We start from the raw sequence: 14,382 nt of genomic DNA, 5'->3' as shown, positions 1-14,382 counted from the left end.
CGGGTGCGACGACGGGCGCGCCGGAGACCAGGCCGCCGGGTTGCAGGCCGGCATCCTTCGGCGCGTGTGCCGCGTCGACAGCGGGCTCGCCGGCGGTGGGGGCCGGCATCGGGGACGAGGTCATGACGCGGTCTCCAGTGTCGGTCAGCGGATGATGGCCACGCGGCGCTGCAGGCGGCGCACCAGGAACGAGGCCGAGAAGCAGATCGCAAAATAGACCACCGCGGCGAAGATATACATCTCGACGAGACGGCCGTCGCGCTGGGCGATCTTCGAGGCGGCGCCCATGAAGTCTGTGAGCGACAGCACGTAGACCAGCGAGGTGTCCTGGAACAGGACGATGGTCTGGGTCAGCAGCAGCGGCAGCATGTTGCGGAAGGCCTGGGGCAGGACGACGTTGCCCATGGTCTGCCAGTAGTTCATCCCGAGGGCCTGGGCGGCGGCGGTCTGGCCCTTCGGGATCGACTGGATGCCGGCCCGCATGATCTCCGAGAAGTAGGCGGCCTCGAAGGCCATGAACGTGATGAGCGCCGACGGGAAGGCGCCCACCTGGATCGGCGTCGTCGACCCGGTCACGTAGGCGCCGATATACGGCACCAGGAAGTAGAACCAGAAGATCACCAGCACCAGCGGCAGCGAGCGGCACAGCTCGACGTAGCCCTTGGCGAGGTGCCACAGGCCGGGGATGCCCGAGAGCCGCGCCATCGCCAGCAGCGTGCCGATGATCACGCCGCCGACCGCCGCCAGGGCGGTCAGGGTCACGGTGAAGACCATGCCCTGGCCGAACAGGTAGGGCAGGGACGAGGCGATGACGGAGAAGTCGAAATTCGAGAGCATCGGGGCCTGTTCGCGGTGGCCGTCGGACGGCGGAGGATCGGAAGCGGGCGGCCCTCAGCGCTGGCCGGGGATGGCGACCGCCTTCTCCAGGAAGGTCGCCGCCGTGACGACCACGAGGTTGATGATCACGTACAGCACGGTCGCGGCCGTGAACGCCTCGAACACCTGGAAGGAGAATTCCTGCATCGAGCGGGCCCGGGCGGTCAGTTCCAGCAGGCCGATGGTCAGTGCCACGGACGTGTTCTTCAGGTTGTTGAGGAATTCCGAGGTCATCGGCGGCAGGATGATCCGGTAGGCGTTCGGCAGCAGCACGTAGCGGTAGGTCTGGTAGGTCGTGAAGCCCATGGCGGTACCGGCCATGCGCTGGCCCCGCGGCAGCGCCTGGATGCCGGCGCGGACCTGCTCGGCGACGCGGGAGGCGGTGAAGAAGCCGAGGCACACCACCGCGGTGTAGAACGGCGCATCCGGCAGTTGCTTGATCGCGTCGCCGATCCGGGTGGGCACCACCTCGGGCAGCACGAAGTACCAGAGGAACATCTGCACCAGCAGCGGCACGTTACGGAACATCTCGACGTAGGCCGTCCCGATCGCGTTCGCGGTCTTCGACGGCAGGGTGCGCAGCACGCCGATCAGCGACCCGAGGAAGAAGGCGATCACCCAGGAGCAGAGCGCCGTCGCGATCGTCCACATGAGCCCCGAGAGCAGCATGTCGAGATACGTGCCGTTGCCCTCCGGGGAGGCGTCGAAGAAGATCCGCCAGTTCCAGTTGTAGTTCATCGCGCCGCTTCTGAGAGAGGTACTGCGTGCCCGGCCCGTCCCATCCCCGCCCGCATCCTGAGGCGCCCGCGTCGGCGGGCCTCCGAGGAGGGCTCCGGAAGGCGCCGCGCTCCCCGAGGCCTCCTGCGAGGCCTCCGCTGCGCCTCGGCACCTCAGGAAGCGGGTGAGGATGGGAGAGCCTCGAGACTTCAGGCTCGGACAGTCGGACGGATCCTCCGCCTGTCGTGGCGCACCGCGGGCCCTTGCCCGCGATGCGCCGCATCGTGGACCGGCCTCAGTAGGCCGCCGGATCGGGGCTGGAGATCGGCGTGGTGAACTGCTTCTTCATCTCCGCGCTCATCGGCAGGTTGAGGTTGATGTTGCGCGGCGGGATCGCCTGCGTGAACCACTTGTCGTAGAGGGCCTTGCCGTCGGGGCTGGTGTACAGCTTGGCGGTGGCGGCATCCGCGACCTTCTTGAAGGCGGTGTCGTCCTTGCGCAGCATGATGCCGTAGGGCTCAGGCTTCGACAGGGCCTCGGTGGAGATCTCGTAGGCGGACGGGTCCTTCGACGAGGCGGCCAGCGAGGCGAGCAGCACGTCGTCCATCACGAAGGCCACGGCGCGGCCGGTCTCGACCATCAGGAACGCCTCGGCGTGGTCCTTGGCGGGGAGGATCGTCAGGCCGAGCTTCCGCTCCGTGTTGGCCTCGTTGATCTGCTTGATGTTCGTGGTGCCCGAGGTCGACACGACGGTCTTGCCCTTCAGGTCTTCGATCGTATGCAGATTGGCCGACTTCTTCGAGACGTAGCGGGTCGCGGTGAGGAAGTGCGAGTTGGTGAACCACACCTGCTTCTCGCGCTCGGCGTTGTTGGTGGTGGAGCCGCATTCGAGGTCGATCGTGCCGTTGGCCATCAGCGGGATGCGGGTGGCCGAGGTGACCGGGTTGAGCTTCACCTCGAGGTTCGGAAGGCCGAGATTGGCCTTCACAGCGTCGGCGATCTTGAAGCAGATATCCATCGCGTAGCCGATCGGCTTCTGGTCGGCGCCGAGATACGAGAAGGGTACGGAGGCGTCGCGGTAGCCGATGACGATGGCGCCGGTGTCCTTCACCTTCTTGAGGGTGCCGGTCAGTTCCTCAGCCCGCAGGCTCAGGGGCGCGAGGGCGAGGGTCAGGCCCAGCGCCGCGGCCAAGCCGCGGCGAGCGATATCAGACTGCATCGGTACGGAACTCCTGGATCGGGCCGAACGGTGTCGGCTGGGGGCGGGGCCTGCGGGCCCGCCCGCTCGGGCGACGCTTTGCAATGATGGTGCCGGGAGACGGGTCGAGGTGCCGCGCGGACCTGCGGCCGAATGCGGACAGGGCGCGGTCATGCGCGTGCGGACGCACGCAGATGCGATCCCTGCCGCCCCCATGGCCTCCTCCCAGGCGCCGAGCCGGCCTCACGCTCGCGCCGCCAGCATCATGCACACTTCTTAAGCGCACGCACGCGGTGTGGAGGACGGAACCGTCATCTTGGCTGACGAATCCCCGGCATAGAAAACGACAGCGCCGTCCCGCACTGTCTGGCGGGGCGGCGCTGCGCTGAAGAGCCGTGTCGACGGCTGGTGCGGCTTACTTCGTCAATTCATTACCACTGTAGTCGATCTTGCCGTCGGCGCCCTTCTTCCACTCGTACATGACGTAATCGGGCCGGGTGATGTCGCCCTTCTTGTCGTAGGCGATCGGGCCGACCACCGTGTCCACCGGCTTGCCCTGGTGCAGCCACTCCGCGAGCTTCTTGCCGTCGCTGGAGCCGGTCTCGGCCATCGCCTTCGCCAGGACCTGCACGGCCGCGTAGGAGTAGAGCGTGTAGCCCTCGGGATCGATGTTCTTCGCCTTGAAGGCGGCGAGCGCGTCCTTGGCGTTCGGGTTCTTGCGGGCGTCCGGCGGGAAGGTGGTCAGCGTGCCCTCGGCGGCGGGACCCGCAATCGCCACGAGTTCGCGGTCGACCATGCCGTCGCCGCCCATCATCGGCGCCTTCAGGCCCTGGTCGCGCATCTGGCGCAGGATCAGGCCGGCCTCCGTGTAGTAGCCGCCGAAATAGACGACGTCGACGTTGGCCGACTTCAACTTCGACACGAGCGCGGAGTAGTCCTTCTCGCCCGGGTTGATGCCCTCGTAGATCGCATCCTTGCCGCCCTTGGCCTTCAGCGCCTTCAGGGTCTCGTCGGCGAGGCCCTTGCCGTAGGGGGTCTTGTCGTGGACGAAGGCGATCTTCTTGCCCTTGAAGCGATCGGCCAGGTAGGTGCCGGCCACCGCGCCCTGCTGGTCGTCGCGGCCGCAGGTGCGGAACGTGTTCCACATGCCGCGCTCGGTGAACTTCACGTTCGTGGAGGCGGGGGTGACCTGGATGATGCCGGCGTCGAGGTAGACGTCGGAGGCCGGGATCGACACGCCCGAGTTGTAGTCGCCGACCACCATCTTCACGCCGTCGCTGGCGAACTTGTTGGCCACCGAGACGCCCTGCTTCGGGTCGGAGGCGTCGTCGCCGACCGTGACGGTCAGCGTCGTGCCCTTCAGCGTGCCGGCCTTGTTCAGGTCCTCGACCGCCTGGCTCGCGCCGTTCTTGAGCTGCGCGCCGATGGCGGCGCTGTTGCCGGTGATCGGCGCGGCGACCCCGAGCTTGACCTCGGCGGCCTGCGCGGCCGCCACCATCGCGCCGAGGGCGAGCCCGGCCAGCAGAATCGATCTCATCGCGTACTTCCCCTCAGTGTCAGGACCGCACGTGCGGATCCGGCCGCACTCATCGGACCTCGCCCGCCGCCGGCGCCCGCTCGCGCCAAGTCAGCGGTGAGGTCTTCTCGTAGAGCCAGCGGTACTGGCTCGTCATCTGGCGCGTCCGCGTGTAGCGGAAGCCCGCCGCGCCGATGATCATGACGACGACCGCGTCGACCCCATAGTAGTGCAGCGACAGCAGCGTGCCCGAAAAGAGGGCGTAGTGGATGAAGCGCACGGCGGCCGCCACCAGCAACAGGGCCAGCGCGCAGTGCCAGAACGGCCGCCAGCCCCGGGCGATGCCGCGTGCCGCCATCCAGCCGGCCCAGCCGCCCATCACCACGGTGACGAGCAGGAACAGCCAGGCCGATGGCTCCTCGTACAGGATCCCCTGCAGCATGCTCATGCCCCGACCGGGCCGGCATGGCCCCCTTCCAGATAGGCGGCCTTGACGTTCGGATCGTCCAGCAGCGCCCGGCCGGTGCCGCTCATGGTGACCCGGCCGTTGACCAGCACGTAGCCGCGATGGGCCAGCTTGAGGGCGTGATAGGCGTTCTGCTCCACGAGGAAGATGGTCATGCCCTCGGTCCGGTTCAGCTCCCGGATGGCGTCGAAGATGCCCTTCACCACCAGCGGCGCGAGGCCGAGCGACGGCTCGTCGAGGAGCAGCAGCCGCGGACGGCTCATCAGCGCCCGGGCGATGGCCAGCATCTGCTGCTCGCCCCCCGACATGGTGCCGGCGCGCTGATTCAGGCGCTCCTTCACCCGCGGGAACAGGGTGCAGACCTTCTCCAGATCCTCCGCGAAGAAGCGCCCGTCGTGGAGCGCCGCGCCCATCTGGAGATTCTCGTAGACGCTCATCCGCGGGAAGACCCGGCGACCCTCCGGCGATTGGGCGATGCCGAGCCGGGCGATGGCGTGGGTCGGCATCCGGGTGATGTCGCGCCCGTCATAGGTGATCGTGCCGGAGCGCGCCTGCGGACTGCCGAAGATCGTCATCATCAGGGTCGACTTGCCGGCGCCGTTGGCGCCGATCAGCGTGACGATCTCGCCGTCGGCGACGTCGAGATCGACGCCCCGGAGGGCCGCGACGCTGCCGTAGTAAGTGGATACGTCGCGCACCGCGAGGAGCGGCGGCTTGGCCCCCGCCTGGATCGCCCGCGTCTCCTCGACCAGGACGTTGATGCCGGCGACGCTCATGCCGATTGCCCCGTCTGGACGTCGTCCGCGTGCGGCACGGTGATCCCGACCTCGGCCTCCACGGCCTCCACCTCCTCGTCCTCGACGCCGAGATAGGCGGCGATCACCTTCGGGTCGGCCCGCACCTCGGCGGGGGAACCGTCGGCGATCTTCACGCCGTAATCCAGCACGACGACGTGGTCGGAGATCTGCATCACCACCGACATGTCGTGCTCGATCAGCAGCACCGAGGTATCGTGCGCGTCGCGGATGTGGCGCAGGAGCCCGTTGAGTTCCGCCGATTCACGCGGATTGAGGCCGGCCGCCGGCTCGTCGAGGCAAAGCAGGACCGGATCGGTGCACATCGCCCGGGCGATCTCGAGGCGCCGCTGCGCCCCGTAGGGCAGGGCGCCCGCCGGATCGTCGGCCCGCTTCAACAGGTCGATGCGGTCGAGCCACGCCTTGGCCCGCTCGATCGCGGCCGCTTGAGCGTCCTGGTAGGTCTTGAGGCCGAGCAGCCCCAGGATCGTGTAGCCCGAGGCGCGCATCAGCGGCGCGTGTTGGGCGACCAGCAGGTTCTCCAGCACGGTCATGCCCTGGAACAGGCGGATGTTCTGGAAGGTGCGGGCCACCCGGGCGGTGCGGTTGACCTTGTGGTTGGGCAGCCGCTCCAGAAGGTGCGTCGTGCCGTCGGAATGCGCCAGCGTCAGCATGCCCTCGGTGGGCTTGTAGAAGCCGGTGATGCAGTTGAAGACCGTGGTCTTGCCGGCCCCGTTCGGGCCGATCAGCGCGGTGATGTCGCCGCGCCGTGCCGCGAAGGACAGGTCGGAGACGGCGGTGAGGCCGCCGAACCGCATGGTCAGGTGCTCGACGGCGAGCACCGGCGGGGCGACAGGCGCCACCGGGACGTCCGCATCCGCCGCCATCAGCCGTGCCCCTCGCTCACGTGGGCGCCCGAGACCGCACGCCGCTGGCCCAGCGACACCGAGGGCAGGCGCTCCGAGATCAGCCCCCGCGGCCGCCAGACCATCATGGCCACCATGGCGAGCCCGAACAGCAGCAGGCGGTACTCGTTGGGATCGAACCCCTCGCCGAACACGGCCTTCAGGAAGCCGAGGTTGCGCAGCATCTCCGGGCCGCCGACCATGGCCACGGCGGCGATGGCGACGCCGACCTGGCTGCCCATGCCGCCCAGCACCACGATCGCCAGGATGATGGCGCTCTCCAGGAAGTTGAAGCTCTCCGGGCTGATGAAGCCCTGGCGGACCGCAAAGAACGATCCGGCGATGCCCCCGAAGGCCGCCCCCAGGGCGAAGGCCGTGAGCTTCGTGGCGGTGGTGTCGATGCCGAGCGACCGGCAGGCGATCTCGTCCTCGCGCAGGGCCTCCCAGGCCCGCCCGATCGGCAGGCGGCGCAGGCGCAGGGTGACGAAGTTGGTGATCAGGGCGAGCGCGAGGATCAGGTAGTACAGGAACACGAGCCGGTGCATCGAGTCGAACGGGATGCCGAAGGTGGCCGCGAACCCGTCCTCTCCCGCCGTGAACGGGATCCCGAAGAAGGTCGCGCGGGGGATCGACGAGATGCCGGCGCCGCCCCCGGTGACGTCGGTCCAGTTGATGAGGACGAGGCGGATGATCTCGCCGAAGGCCAGGGTCACGATGGCGAGGTAGTCGCCGCGCAGGCGCAGGACGGGAAAGCCCAGGATCATGCCCCATACGCCCGCGAACACGCCGGCGAGCGGCAGGCAGACCCAGAAGGACAGGCCGAAGGTGGTCGACAGCAGCGCGTAGGAATAGGCCCCGACCGCGTAGAAGGCGACGTAGCCGAGGTCGAGCAGGCCCGCGAGGCCGACCACGATGTTCAGGCCCCAGCCGAGCATCACGTAGGTGAGGATCAGGATGCCGAGGTCGATCCAGTAGCGGGCCGAGGACAGGCCGCCTGTGGCCAGGGCCGAGAGGATCGGCAGGGTCAGGGCGACGCCGATGAACAGCCAGAGGCCGAGCTTCGAGGTCTTCTGACCGGCGTCGGGCTCGCCGTGCACGGCCTCCGTGGCCTGCGCCGGGGAGGGCGTCAGCGCCCGCCGCGCGTCCCGGCGCAGGAGCACGAGGCGCTGGACGATGCGGGCGACGAAGATCACCGCGCAGAGCGCCGCCACCAGACCCCAGCGCGGCACGAGCACCAGCTCGCTGCCGGGTCCCGGCTCGGTCCGGTAGGCGATGATCGGCACGCAGAGGCCGAAGGCGACGAGGGCGTAGAGGGCGGCGTCGCGCAGGATGCCGGCCATCACGGATTCGGGAAGCGCAGCCTGGGAACGCGCCATCAGACTTTCTCGACCTCGGGCCGGCCCAGGATGCCCGACGGCATGAAGATCAGCACGATCGCCAAGATCGAGAAGGCGGCGACGTCCTTGTACTCGATGGAGAAGTAGGCGGACCAGAACGTCTCGATCAGACCGATGATCAGGCCGCCGAGCACGGCGCCGGGCAGGGAGCCGATTCCCCCCAGGACCGCGGCCGTGAAGGCCTTCACGCCGGGCACGAACCCGTCCGAGAAGGACACGACGCCGTAGTACATCAGGTACAGCACCCCGGCGACCGCCGCGAGGCCGGCACCCAGCACGAAGGTCAGCGAGATCGTGCGGTCGACGTCGATGCCGAGCAGCGCCGCCATCTTGCGGTCCTGCTCGCAGGCGCGCTGCGCCCGGCCGAAGGGCGTCCGCTGCACGAGGTACCAGAAGCCCGTGAGCAGCACGGCGGTCACCCCCATGATCAGCACCTGCTTCCAGGCGAGGAACACCGCGTAGCCGTCGCGCTCGAACAACGTGATCCCGCCCGACAGCATCGGCGGCGTCGGCTTGTTGCGGGCGCCCTGCACCACCTGCACGAAGTTCGACAGGAAGATGGACACGCCGATCGCCGAGATCAGCGGCGCGAGGCGGAACGACCCGCGCAGCGGCCGATAGGCCACGCGCTCGATCGCCCAGCCCCACAGGGCGGTGAGCGCCATGGTGATCACCAGCACCACCAGGAACGCCAGCGCGATGGAGCTGACCCCGAGCCAGGCCGTCAGCAGCAGGAAGGTGATCAGCGCGATGAAGCAGGAGACCATGAAGACGTCGCCGTGGGCGAAATTCACCATGCCGATGATGCCGAACACCATGGTGTAGCCGATGGCGATCAGGCCGTAGATCGAGCCGAGCGTCAGCCCGTTGATCAACTGCTGTACGAAGACGTCCATGAACTCTCGCGCGCGCTGTGCCGTGCCGCCTCTGGAGACCGCAGGCAGCGCGGCGGGGCAAGTCTCGTACCGCAGCGGTCGCACGGCGGCCACAGGTTTCATCGCCGCCTGAGCGTTGCATGAAAACAGTCGACCGAGCCAGTAACGGACCTCGGATGGGCTTGCGTGTGGCGTAGTTCGTGCTTCACGTTAACGAACAGAAATACTCGCTCATCCCGAGCGCTGGCGAGGAGCTGTACCGATGTCAGGTTCGCGACTCACGACCATGATCTTCATCGGCATGCTGCTCGGGATCGCCGTGGGCTACGCCTGCAGCATCACGTGGCCGGACCCGCAGACCGCCAAGGAGATCGCCGGCTACATCGCCCTGGTGTCCGACGTCTTCCTGCGGCTGATCAAGATGATCATCGCGCCGCTGGTGTTCTCGACGCTGGTGGTGGGCATCGCGCATCTCGGCGACACCGCCGCGGTCGGGCGCGTCGGCGGCAAGGCGCTGCTCTGGTTCGTGGGCGCCTCGTTCTGCTCGCTGATGCTGGGCCTGATCCTGGTCAACATCATGCAGCCCGGCGTCAACCTGAACCTGCCGCTGCCCGACGTCGGGGCCGGGACCGGCCTGAAGACCGCCTCGCTCTCCCTCAAGGAATTCGTCACCCACCTCGTGCCCAAGAGCGCCGTCGAGGCGATGGCCAACAACGAGATCCTGCAGATCGTCGTGTTCTCGATCTTCTTCGGCGTGGGCTTGGCCGCGCTCGGCGAGAAGGGGCACTTCCTCGCGCGGGGGATCGAGGGCCTGGCCGACGTCATGCTCAAGGTCACGGGCTACGTGATGATGTTCGCGCCCGTCGCGGTGTTCGCCGCCATCGCGGCGACGATCACCACGCAGGGGATCGGCGTGCTGGTCACCTACGGCAAGTTCCTGGTCGAGTTCTACATCGGCCTCGGCGTGCTCTGGGCGCTCCTGATGGGCGTGGGCTTCCTGATGCTCGGGGGCGGGGGCATCATGCGCCTGATCAACCTGATCAAGGAGCCGTTCGTGCTCGCCTTCTCGACCGCGTCGAGCGAGGCGGCCTACCCGAAGATGCTGACGAACCTCGAGAAGTTCGGCGTGCCCAACCGCATCACGTCGTTCGTGCTGCCGATGGGCTACTCGTTCAACCTCGATGGTTCGATGATGTACTGCACCTTCGCGGTGATGTTCATCGCCCAGGCCTACAACATCCCGCTGACCTGGGGCCAGCAGCTGACGATGCTGTTCCTGCTGATGGTGACCTCGAAGGGCATGGCCGGCGTGCCGCGCGCCTCCCTGGTGGTGATCTCGGCGACCCTGACGCAGTTCAACATCCCGGAAGCGGGTCTGCTGCTGATCATCGGCATCGACCAGTTCCTCGACATGGGCCGCTCGGCGACGAACGTGCTGGGCAACAGCGTCGCCACCGTGGCGGTCGCCAAGTGGGAGGGCCAGCTCACTACGACCGATCAGCGCCTCGACCACGTCGGCACCGTGGTCTCGCCGGCGGAGTAACCGGATCCGGTGCGGCTCGGAGGGCAGGTCATGGTCGTGCGGCTCGTCGCGGTTCTGGCGCTGGCGCTGGCGGCGGCGCCCGCCTCCGCCGTGGAGGTTCTCACCGGCACATTGCGGAGCGTCGCCGAGCGCGGCGAGATCGTGCTCGGCTACCGGGAGAGCTCGGTGCCGTTCTCCTTCGTGGAGGGCAAGCGCCCGGACGGCAGCCCCCGGGCGATCGGCTACGCCATCGACCTCTGCGGCGAGATCGCCGACGACATCCAGGCGGCGATCGGCCGACCGGTGAAGATCCGCTACGCGCCGGTCACCGCGGAGACCCGCATCCCGGCCGTGACCTCGGGCAAGATCGACCTCGAATGCGGCTCGACCACCGCCAACGCCGAGCGGCGCAAGCAGGTCGCCTTCTCGCCGGTGGACTACATCAGCGCGACGCAGCTCCTGGTGAAGCGGGGCTCCGGCATCGCCTCCTACCGGGACCTCGGCGGCAAGACCGTCGTGGTGACGGCCGGCACCACCAACGAGAAGGCCGTGCGCGATCAGCTCGCCCGGCTCAGGATCGACGCGCAGGTGGTGACGGCGCCGGACCACGCCGCCTCCTACGCCATGGTCAAGGCCGGCCAGGCCGCGGCCTTCGCCACCGACGACGTGCTGCTGTACGGGCTGATCGCCACCGATGCGCAGGACGGGGCGAACTACACGGTGCTGCCCGACAAGCTCTCGTACGAACCCTACGGGATCATGTTCCGCAAGGACGATCCGGAACTCGCCGAGATCGTCAGCCGGACCTTCACGCGGCTCGCCGAGTCGCGGGCCCTGCGCTGGACCTACGAGCGCTGGTTCCTCAAGCGCCTGCCGAACGGCGAGCGCCTCGACATCCCGATGTCGAACGACCTGCGGGTGAGCTTCCAGGTGATGGGCCTCGACACGGAGCAGTGAGCCGGGCCGGGACGCCTCGCTTTCGCCCCACCGGCGCGTGAGGAAAGGGACCGCCCCGCCCCCGTCCCGCCGCGAGCGTGCTTCGCCCGATGTTGACTGCCACGCACCGCCTCAAACGGCTCGCAATCCTCGCCGCCGGTCTCGCCTGCGCCGCCACGGCGGCCACGGCCCACCCGCACGTCTGGGTCACCGCCAGGGCGCAACTCGTCTACGCGGACGGCAGGCTCGTGGGCGTGCGCGACACGTGGCGCTTCGATCCGGAATACACGTCCTTCATCACCCAGGGCCTCGACGCCAACAAGGACGGCACGCTGAGCCCCGACGAACTCGCGGGCCTCGCGGCCGAGAACACCGCCAACCTCGCCGAGTTCGGCTACTTCACGAAGCTGAAGGTCGGCGGCAAGGAACAGGCCTTCGCGGATCCGAAGGAACCGGCGGCACGCGTGGAGGACCGGGCCCTGGTCCTGACCTTCCTGCTGCCGCTGAAGACGCCGGTTCAGCAGGGTCGGGGCGTCGCCGCCCTGGAGGTCTACGATCCGACCTACTTCGTCGCCTTCTCGTTCGCCGAAGGGTCCGACGCGGCGACCCTCGCGGGCGCGCCGCAGGGCTGTGCCGCCACGGTCACCCGCCCGAAGACCGAACAGCCCAAGACCGCGGAGGCTGGGTCCTCCGGCATGACCGAGGCGTTCTTCGAGGCGCTCACGGCCGCCTCCGCCTACGGCGTCCAGTTCGCCAGCCGGATCCTCGTCGCGTGTCCGTAGGGATCGGAATCGCCGCCCCCCCCGGGGCGGGGCGGCTGGGCCTGCGGCTCGGGCTGATGGCGCTGGCCGTCGGGCTGGCCGCGCTCCTGGCCGCGGGGATCGCGTGGCTCGTGGCGCCCGGCCTCGCCGCGGCGCCGCCGCGCTCGCCCTTCGGCATCGGCTTCCGCGAGGCCGCTCCGGCGGCGACAGGACTCGGCGGGATCCTCCTCGCGCTGCAGGCGAGCTTTTCGCGCAGCCTCAACGCCGCGGTGGGCGCGCTCCGGGGCGGAGGCAGCTGGAGCCCGCTGATCGGGCTCGCCTTCGCGTACGGCGTGTTCCACGCGGCCGGGCCGGGCCACGGCAAGGCGGTGATCGCCGGCTACATCGTGGCGGGCGAGCGGGCATTGCGGCGCGGCTGCGCCCTGAGCGTCGGCGCCGCGCTGCTCCAGGCCTGCGTGGCCGGGGCGATCGTCGGCGTCGGCAGCCTCATCCTCAACGCCACCGCGGCCAGCCTGACCCAAGCCGGCACGCTGATCGAGACAGCGAGCTTCGCCCTCGTGGCCGCGGTCGGCCTGGCGCTGACGTGGCGCAAGGCCGGTCGCCTCGCCCGGCTCGGCGCCGCCTGCGGTCCCGGCTGCGTCCACCTGCCCGGGCCGGAGGCGTTCGAGAGCCTGGATTCGTGGCGCGCGCGGGCCGGGGTCGTGCTGGCGGCGGGCTCGCGCCCCTGTGCCGGGGCGGTGCTGGTCCTGATCTTCGCGGTGTCGCAGGGCGTGCCGGGGGCCGGGGTTGTCGCGGTGCTCGCCATGGCTCTCGGAACAGCGCTCACCACGTCGGCGCTCGCCTGCCTCGCGGTCTTCGCCAAGCGCGCGGCGCTCCGCCTCGCGGGCGGCCGGGGCCGGGCCGGGCTCTTGGTGCTGGGCGGGCTGGAACTCGTGGCCGCCGCCTTCGTGCTGGTGCTGGGGATCGCGATGCTCTCCGGCCTCGCGCCCGGCCTTGCCGGCTGAAGGGCTCGCCATCGGAGCCCCGGCGTGCCACGCTGCGCGCCGACACGGGAGAGCGCCGATGCCCGCCGACTTCCAGACGATCCTGAACTGGCGGCTGCTCGCGGGTTCGCACCCGTTCCCCGGCCCCGACGGCGGCACCTGCATCAACGAGGCGGCGGTCGTGGCCGCGGGCCTGCCCTACCGGACGATCCGCTCCAGCGCGGATTGCCCGCCCTGCTTCTCGCGGCCGGTCGCCGCCTACGCCCTGGGGCTCAACGACGCCATGCCGGACGACGTGCGGCCGCGGTTGATGGCCTTCGTGCTGCGGCTCTCGGGCAGCGCCGACACGCCGGAGAGCGAGGCCGCCCGCACCCGGTGCCTGGCGGTCCAGAGCGTCCGCCGGATCCTCGCGCCCCTGTGCGCGATGGCCGGCATGGCCGAGGATGCTGCAGCCTGCGCCACGGCCGGGGACCTGTCCGCCGCGATGGCGGCGGCGCAGGCTGCGGCCTGGACCGGCGGTGCGCGCTCGCAGGCGGCAGCCCAGGTGCGGCGCTGGCGCGAAGGCGCGGTCACCGCCGCCGTCTCCCGCACGGCGACGGCCGCCCGGCTGGCCGGAGAGGATGCCCGCTGCGCCGCAGAGGTGGCCGAGGGGGCCGCCCCCTTCGTTCCCGGCACCTGGGAGCAGGCCTGCGCGATCCTGGAGGCGGCCCTCGCCCTCGGTCGCCAAGCCCCGGAGATCGCCCTAGCCGGGGCCCGTCAGCGCCTGGACGCGGCGCGCGCCGTGGTACCCGCCAGGCTGCGCCCCAAGGTCACCGCCTGATCAGGCCGCGGCGGGCGCGGCGTCGAGGTCGAGCTCGATGAGGCCGCAATTCTCCAGGAACGTGCCGGTGAGGTGGTAGAAGAACGTGCCGTGGCCGACCACCGCGATGGTCTTCTCGGGCCGCGCGCGCAGCCACTCCCGGAACGCCGCGACCCGCGCGTCGAACATGGGACGCGGCTCCACCGGATAGCCACCGACCTCGCTGCCCGCCTCCGCGTGCCACCAGATCTCCGGCAGATGCCCGACGTCGAGGTGCGGGAACTCGGCCGCGATCTCGGAAGCCGCCCGGCCGACGTCGCAGCTGCTCTCCTGGCACTCGCGGTGCAGCACCTCGATCAGCACGCGCGGCCGGTGCGGATGGTCGCCGAACAGGATCGCGGCGGTCTCGATGGCGCGGGTCAGGGGCGAGACCACCACCAGCTCGAACGGGATCGGCCGGAGCCGGTCCCGCGCGGCCCGGGCCTGGGCCTGACCGAGGTCGGTCAGGCGGGCGTCGGGGAGGCCGGGATCGCCGCCCCCGTGCCGGTGGGCGGCGTTGAACGTGGATTGTCCGTGGCGGATGCAAACGATCCGGATGTTGTCCTGCATGGATCTCGATACGGTTGTGGAAGGGATG

At 69.6% G+C, this 14,382-nt stretch carries 15 protein-coding genes; 5 read left to right on the top strand and 10 right to left on the bottom strand.

What is annotated here, in order from left to right:
- Nucleotides 1–144 precede the first annotated feature (144 nt).
- The 9 genes from MKK82_RS06635 to MKK82_RS06595 all read right to left on the bottom strand — a co-directional run bounded on the left by MKK82_RS06635 (nucleotide 145) and on the right by MKK82_RS06595 (nucleotide 8,765).
- Nucleotides 145–837 (bottom strand): amino acid ABC transporter permease, encoded by a 693-nt coding sequence (locus MKK82_RS06635; RefSeq protein ID WP_243985041.1) that lies wholly within the window; start codon nucleotides 835–837, stop codon nucleotides 145–147.
- Nucleotides 838–891: 54 nt separating this feature from the next.
- Entirely contained in the window at nucleotides 892–1,614 is a 723-nt protein-coding gene (locus MKK82_RS06630) for an amino acid ABC transporter permease (RefSeq protein ID WP_238287458.1), read from the bottom strand.
- A gap of 274 nt (nucleotides 1,615–1,888) precedes the next feature.
- Nucleotides 1,889–2,812 (bottom strand): amino acid ABC transporter substrate-binding protein, encoded by a 924-nt coding sequence (locus MKK82_RS06625; protein ID WP_238287457.1) that lies wholly within the window; start codon nucleotides 2,810–2,812, stop codon nucleotides 1,889–1,891.
- 394 nt (nucleotides 2,813–3,206) lie between these two features.
- A complete protein-coding gene (locus MKK82_RS06620; protein WP_238287450.1) occupies nucleotides 3,207–4,328 on the bottom strand; it encodes a branched-chain amino acid ABC transporter substrate-binding protein in 1,122 nt (373 codons plus the stop codon).
- Between the two features lie 49 nt (nucleotides 4,329–4,377).
- The gene (locus MKK82_RS06615; protein WP_243985053.1) at nucleotides 4,378–4,746 is read right to left on the bottom strand and encodes a DUF6867 family protein; all 369 of its coding nucleotides are present in this window, start codon (nucleotides 4,744–4,746) and stop codon (nucleotides 4,378–4,380) included.
- Between the two features lie 5 nt (nucleotides 4,747–4,751).
- On the bottom strand, nucleotides 4,752–5,549 hold the full coding sequence (locus MKK82_RS06610) for an ABC transporter ATP-binding protein (protein WP_238287448.1): 798 nt from the start codon (nucleotides 5,547–5,549) through the stop codon (nucleotides 4,752–4,754).
- A complete protein-coding gene (locus MKK82_RS06605) occupies nucleotides 5,546–6,454 on the bottom strand; it encodes an ABC transporter ATP-binding protein (RefSeq protein WP_238287446.1) in 909 nt (302 codons plus the stop codon). The genes MKK82_RS06610 and MKK82_RS06605 overlap by 4 nt, the downstream gene beginning before the upstream one ends.
- On the bottom strand, nucleotides 6,454–7,848 hold the full coding sequence (gene livM, locus MKK82_RS06600; protein WP_238287444.1) for a high-affinity branched-chain amino acid ABC transporter permease LivM: 1,395 nt from the start codon (nucleotides 7,846–7,848) through the stop codon (nucleotides 6,454–6,456). Before livM ends, MKK82_RS06605 begins: the two co-directional genes overlap by 1 nt.
- Entirely contained in the window at nucleotides 7,848–8,765 is a 918-nt protein-coding gene (locus tag MKK82_RS06595; protein WP_238287442.1) for a branched-chain amino acid ABC transporter permease, read from the bottom strand. The genes livM and MKK82_RS06595 overlap by 1 nt, the downstream gene beginning before the upstream one ends.
- Nucleotides 8,766–9,006: 241 nt before the next feature.
- Between MKK82_RS06595 and MKK82_RS06590 the strand changes: the two genes are divergently transcribed.
- The 5 genes from MKK82_RS06590 (at nucleotide 9,007) to MKK82_RS06570 (ending at nucleotide 13,766) form a co-directional block, all read left to right on the top strand.
- Entirely contained in the window at nucleotides 9,007–10,287 is a 1,281-nt protein-coding gene (locus MKK82_RS06590) for a dicarboxylate/amino acid:cation symporter (RefSeq protein WP_238287440.1), read from the top strand.
- Nucleotides 10,288–10,317: 30 nt separating this feature from the next.
- Nucleotides 10,318–11,223, top strand: coding sequence for an amino acid ABC transporter substrate-binding protein (locus tag MKK82_RS06585; RefSeq protein ID WP_238287438.1), 906 nt, complete (start codon nucleotides 10,318–10,320; stop codon nucleotides 11,221–11,223).
- An 89-nt stretch (nucleotides 11,224–11,312) separates the two neighbouring features.
- The gene (locus MKK82_RS06580; RefSeq protein ID WP_238287437.1) at nucleotides 11,313–11,984 is read left to right on the top strand and encodes a DUF1007 family protein; all 672 of its coding nucleotides are present in this window, start codon (nucleotides 11,313–11,315) and stop codon (nucleotides 11,982–11,984) included.
- Entirely contained in the window at nucleotides 11,975–12,967 is a 993-nt protein-coding gene (locus tag MKK82_RS06575) for a nickel/cobalt transporter (protein WP_243985039.1), read from the top strand. Before MKK82_RS06580 ends, MKK82_RS06575 begins: the two co-directional genes overlap by 10 nt.
- Before the next feature lie 58 nt (nucleotides 12,968–13,025).
- Nucleotides 13,026–13,766 (top strand): hypothetical protein, encoded by a 741-nt coding sequence (locus MKK82_RS06570; protein WP_238287435.1) that lies wholly within the window; start codon nucleotides 13,026–13,028, stop codon nucleotides 13,764–13,766.
- On the opposite strand, the gene MKK82_RS06565 is transcribed toward MKK82_RS06570, so the two are convergent.
- Complete coding sequence (locus MKK82_RS06565; protein WP_243985037.1) at nucleotides 13,767–14,354, bottom strand: histidine phosphatase family protein; 588 nt, start codon at nucleotides 14,352–14,354, stop codon at nucleotides 13,767–13,769. It abuts the gene before it with no gap.
- Nucleotides 14,355–14,382 lie beyond the last annotated feature (28 nt).

Source organism: Methylobacterium sp. E-046, assembly GCF_022829625.1.
GTDB lineage: Bacteria > Pseudomonadota > Alphaproteobacteria > Rhizobiales > Beijerinckiaceae > Methylobacterium > Methylobacterium longum.
This window is presented reverse-complemented; position numbering and strand designations above follow the sequence as displayed.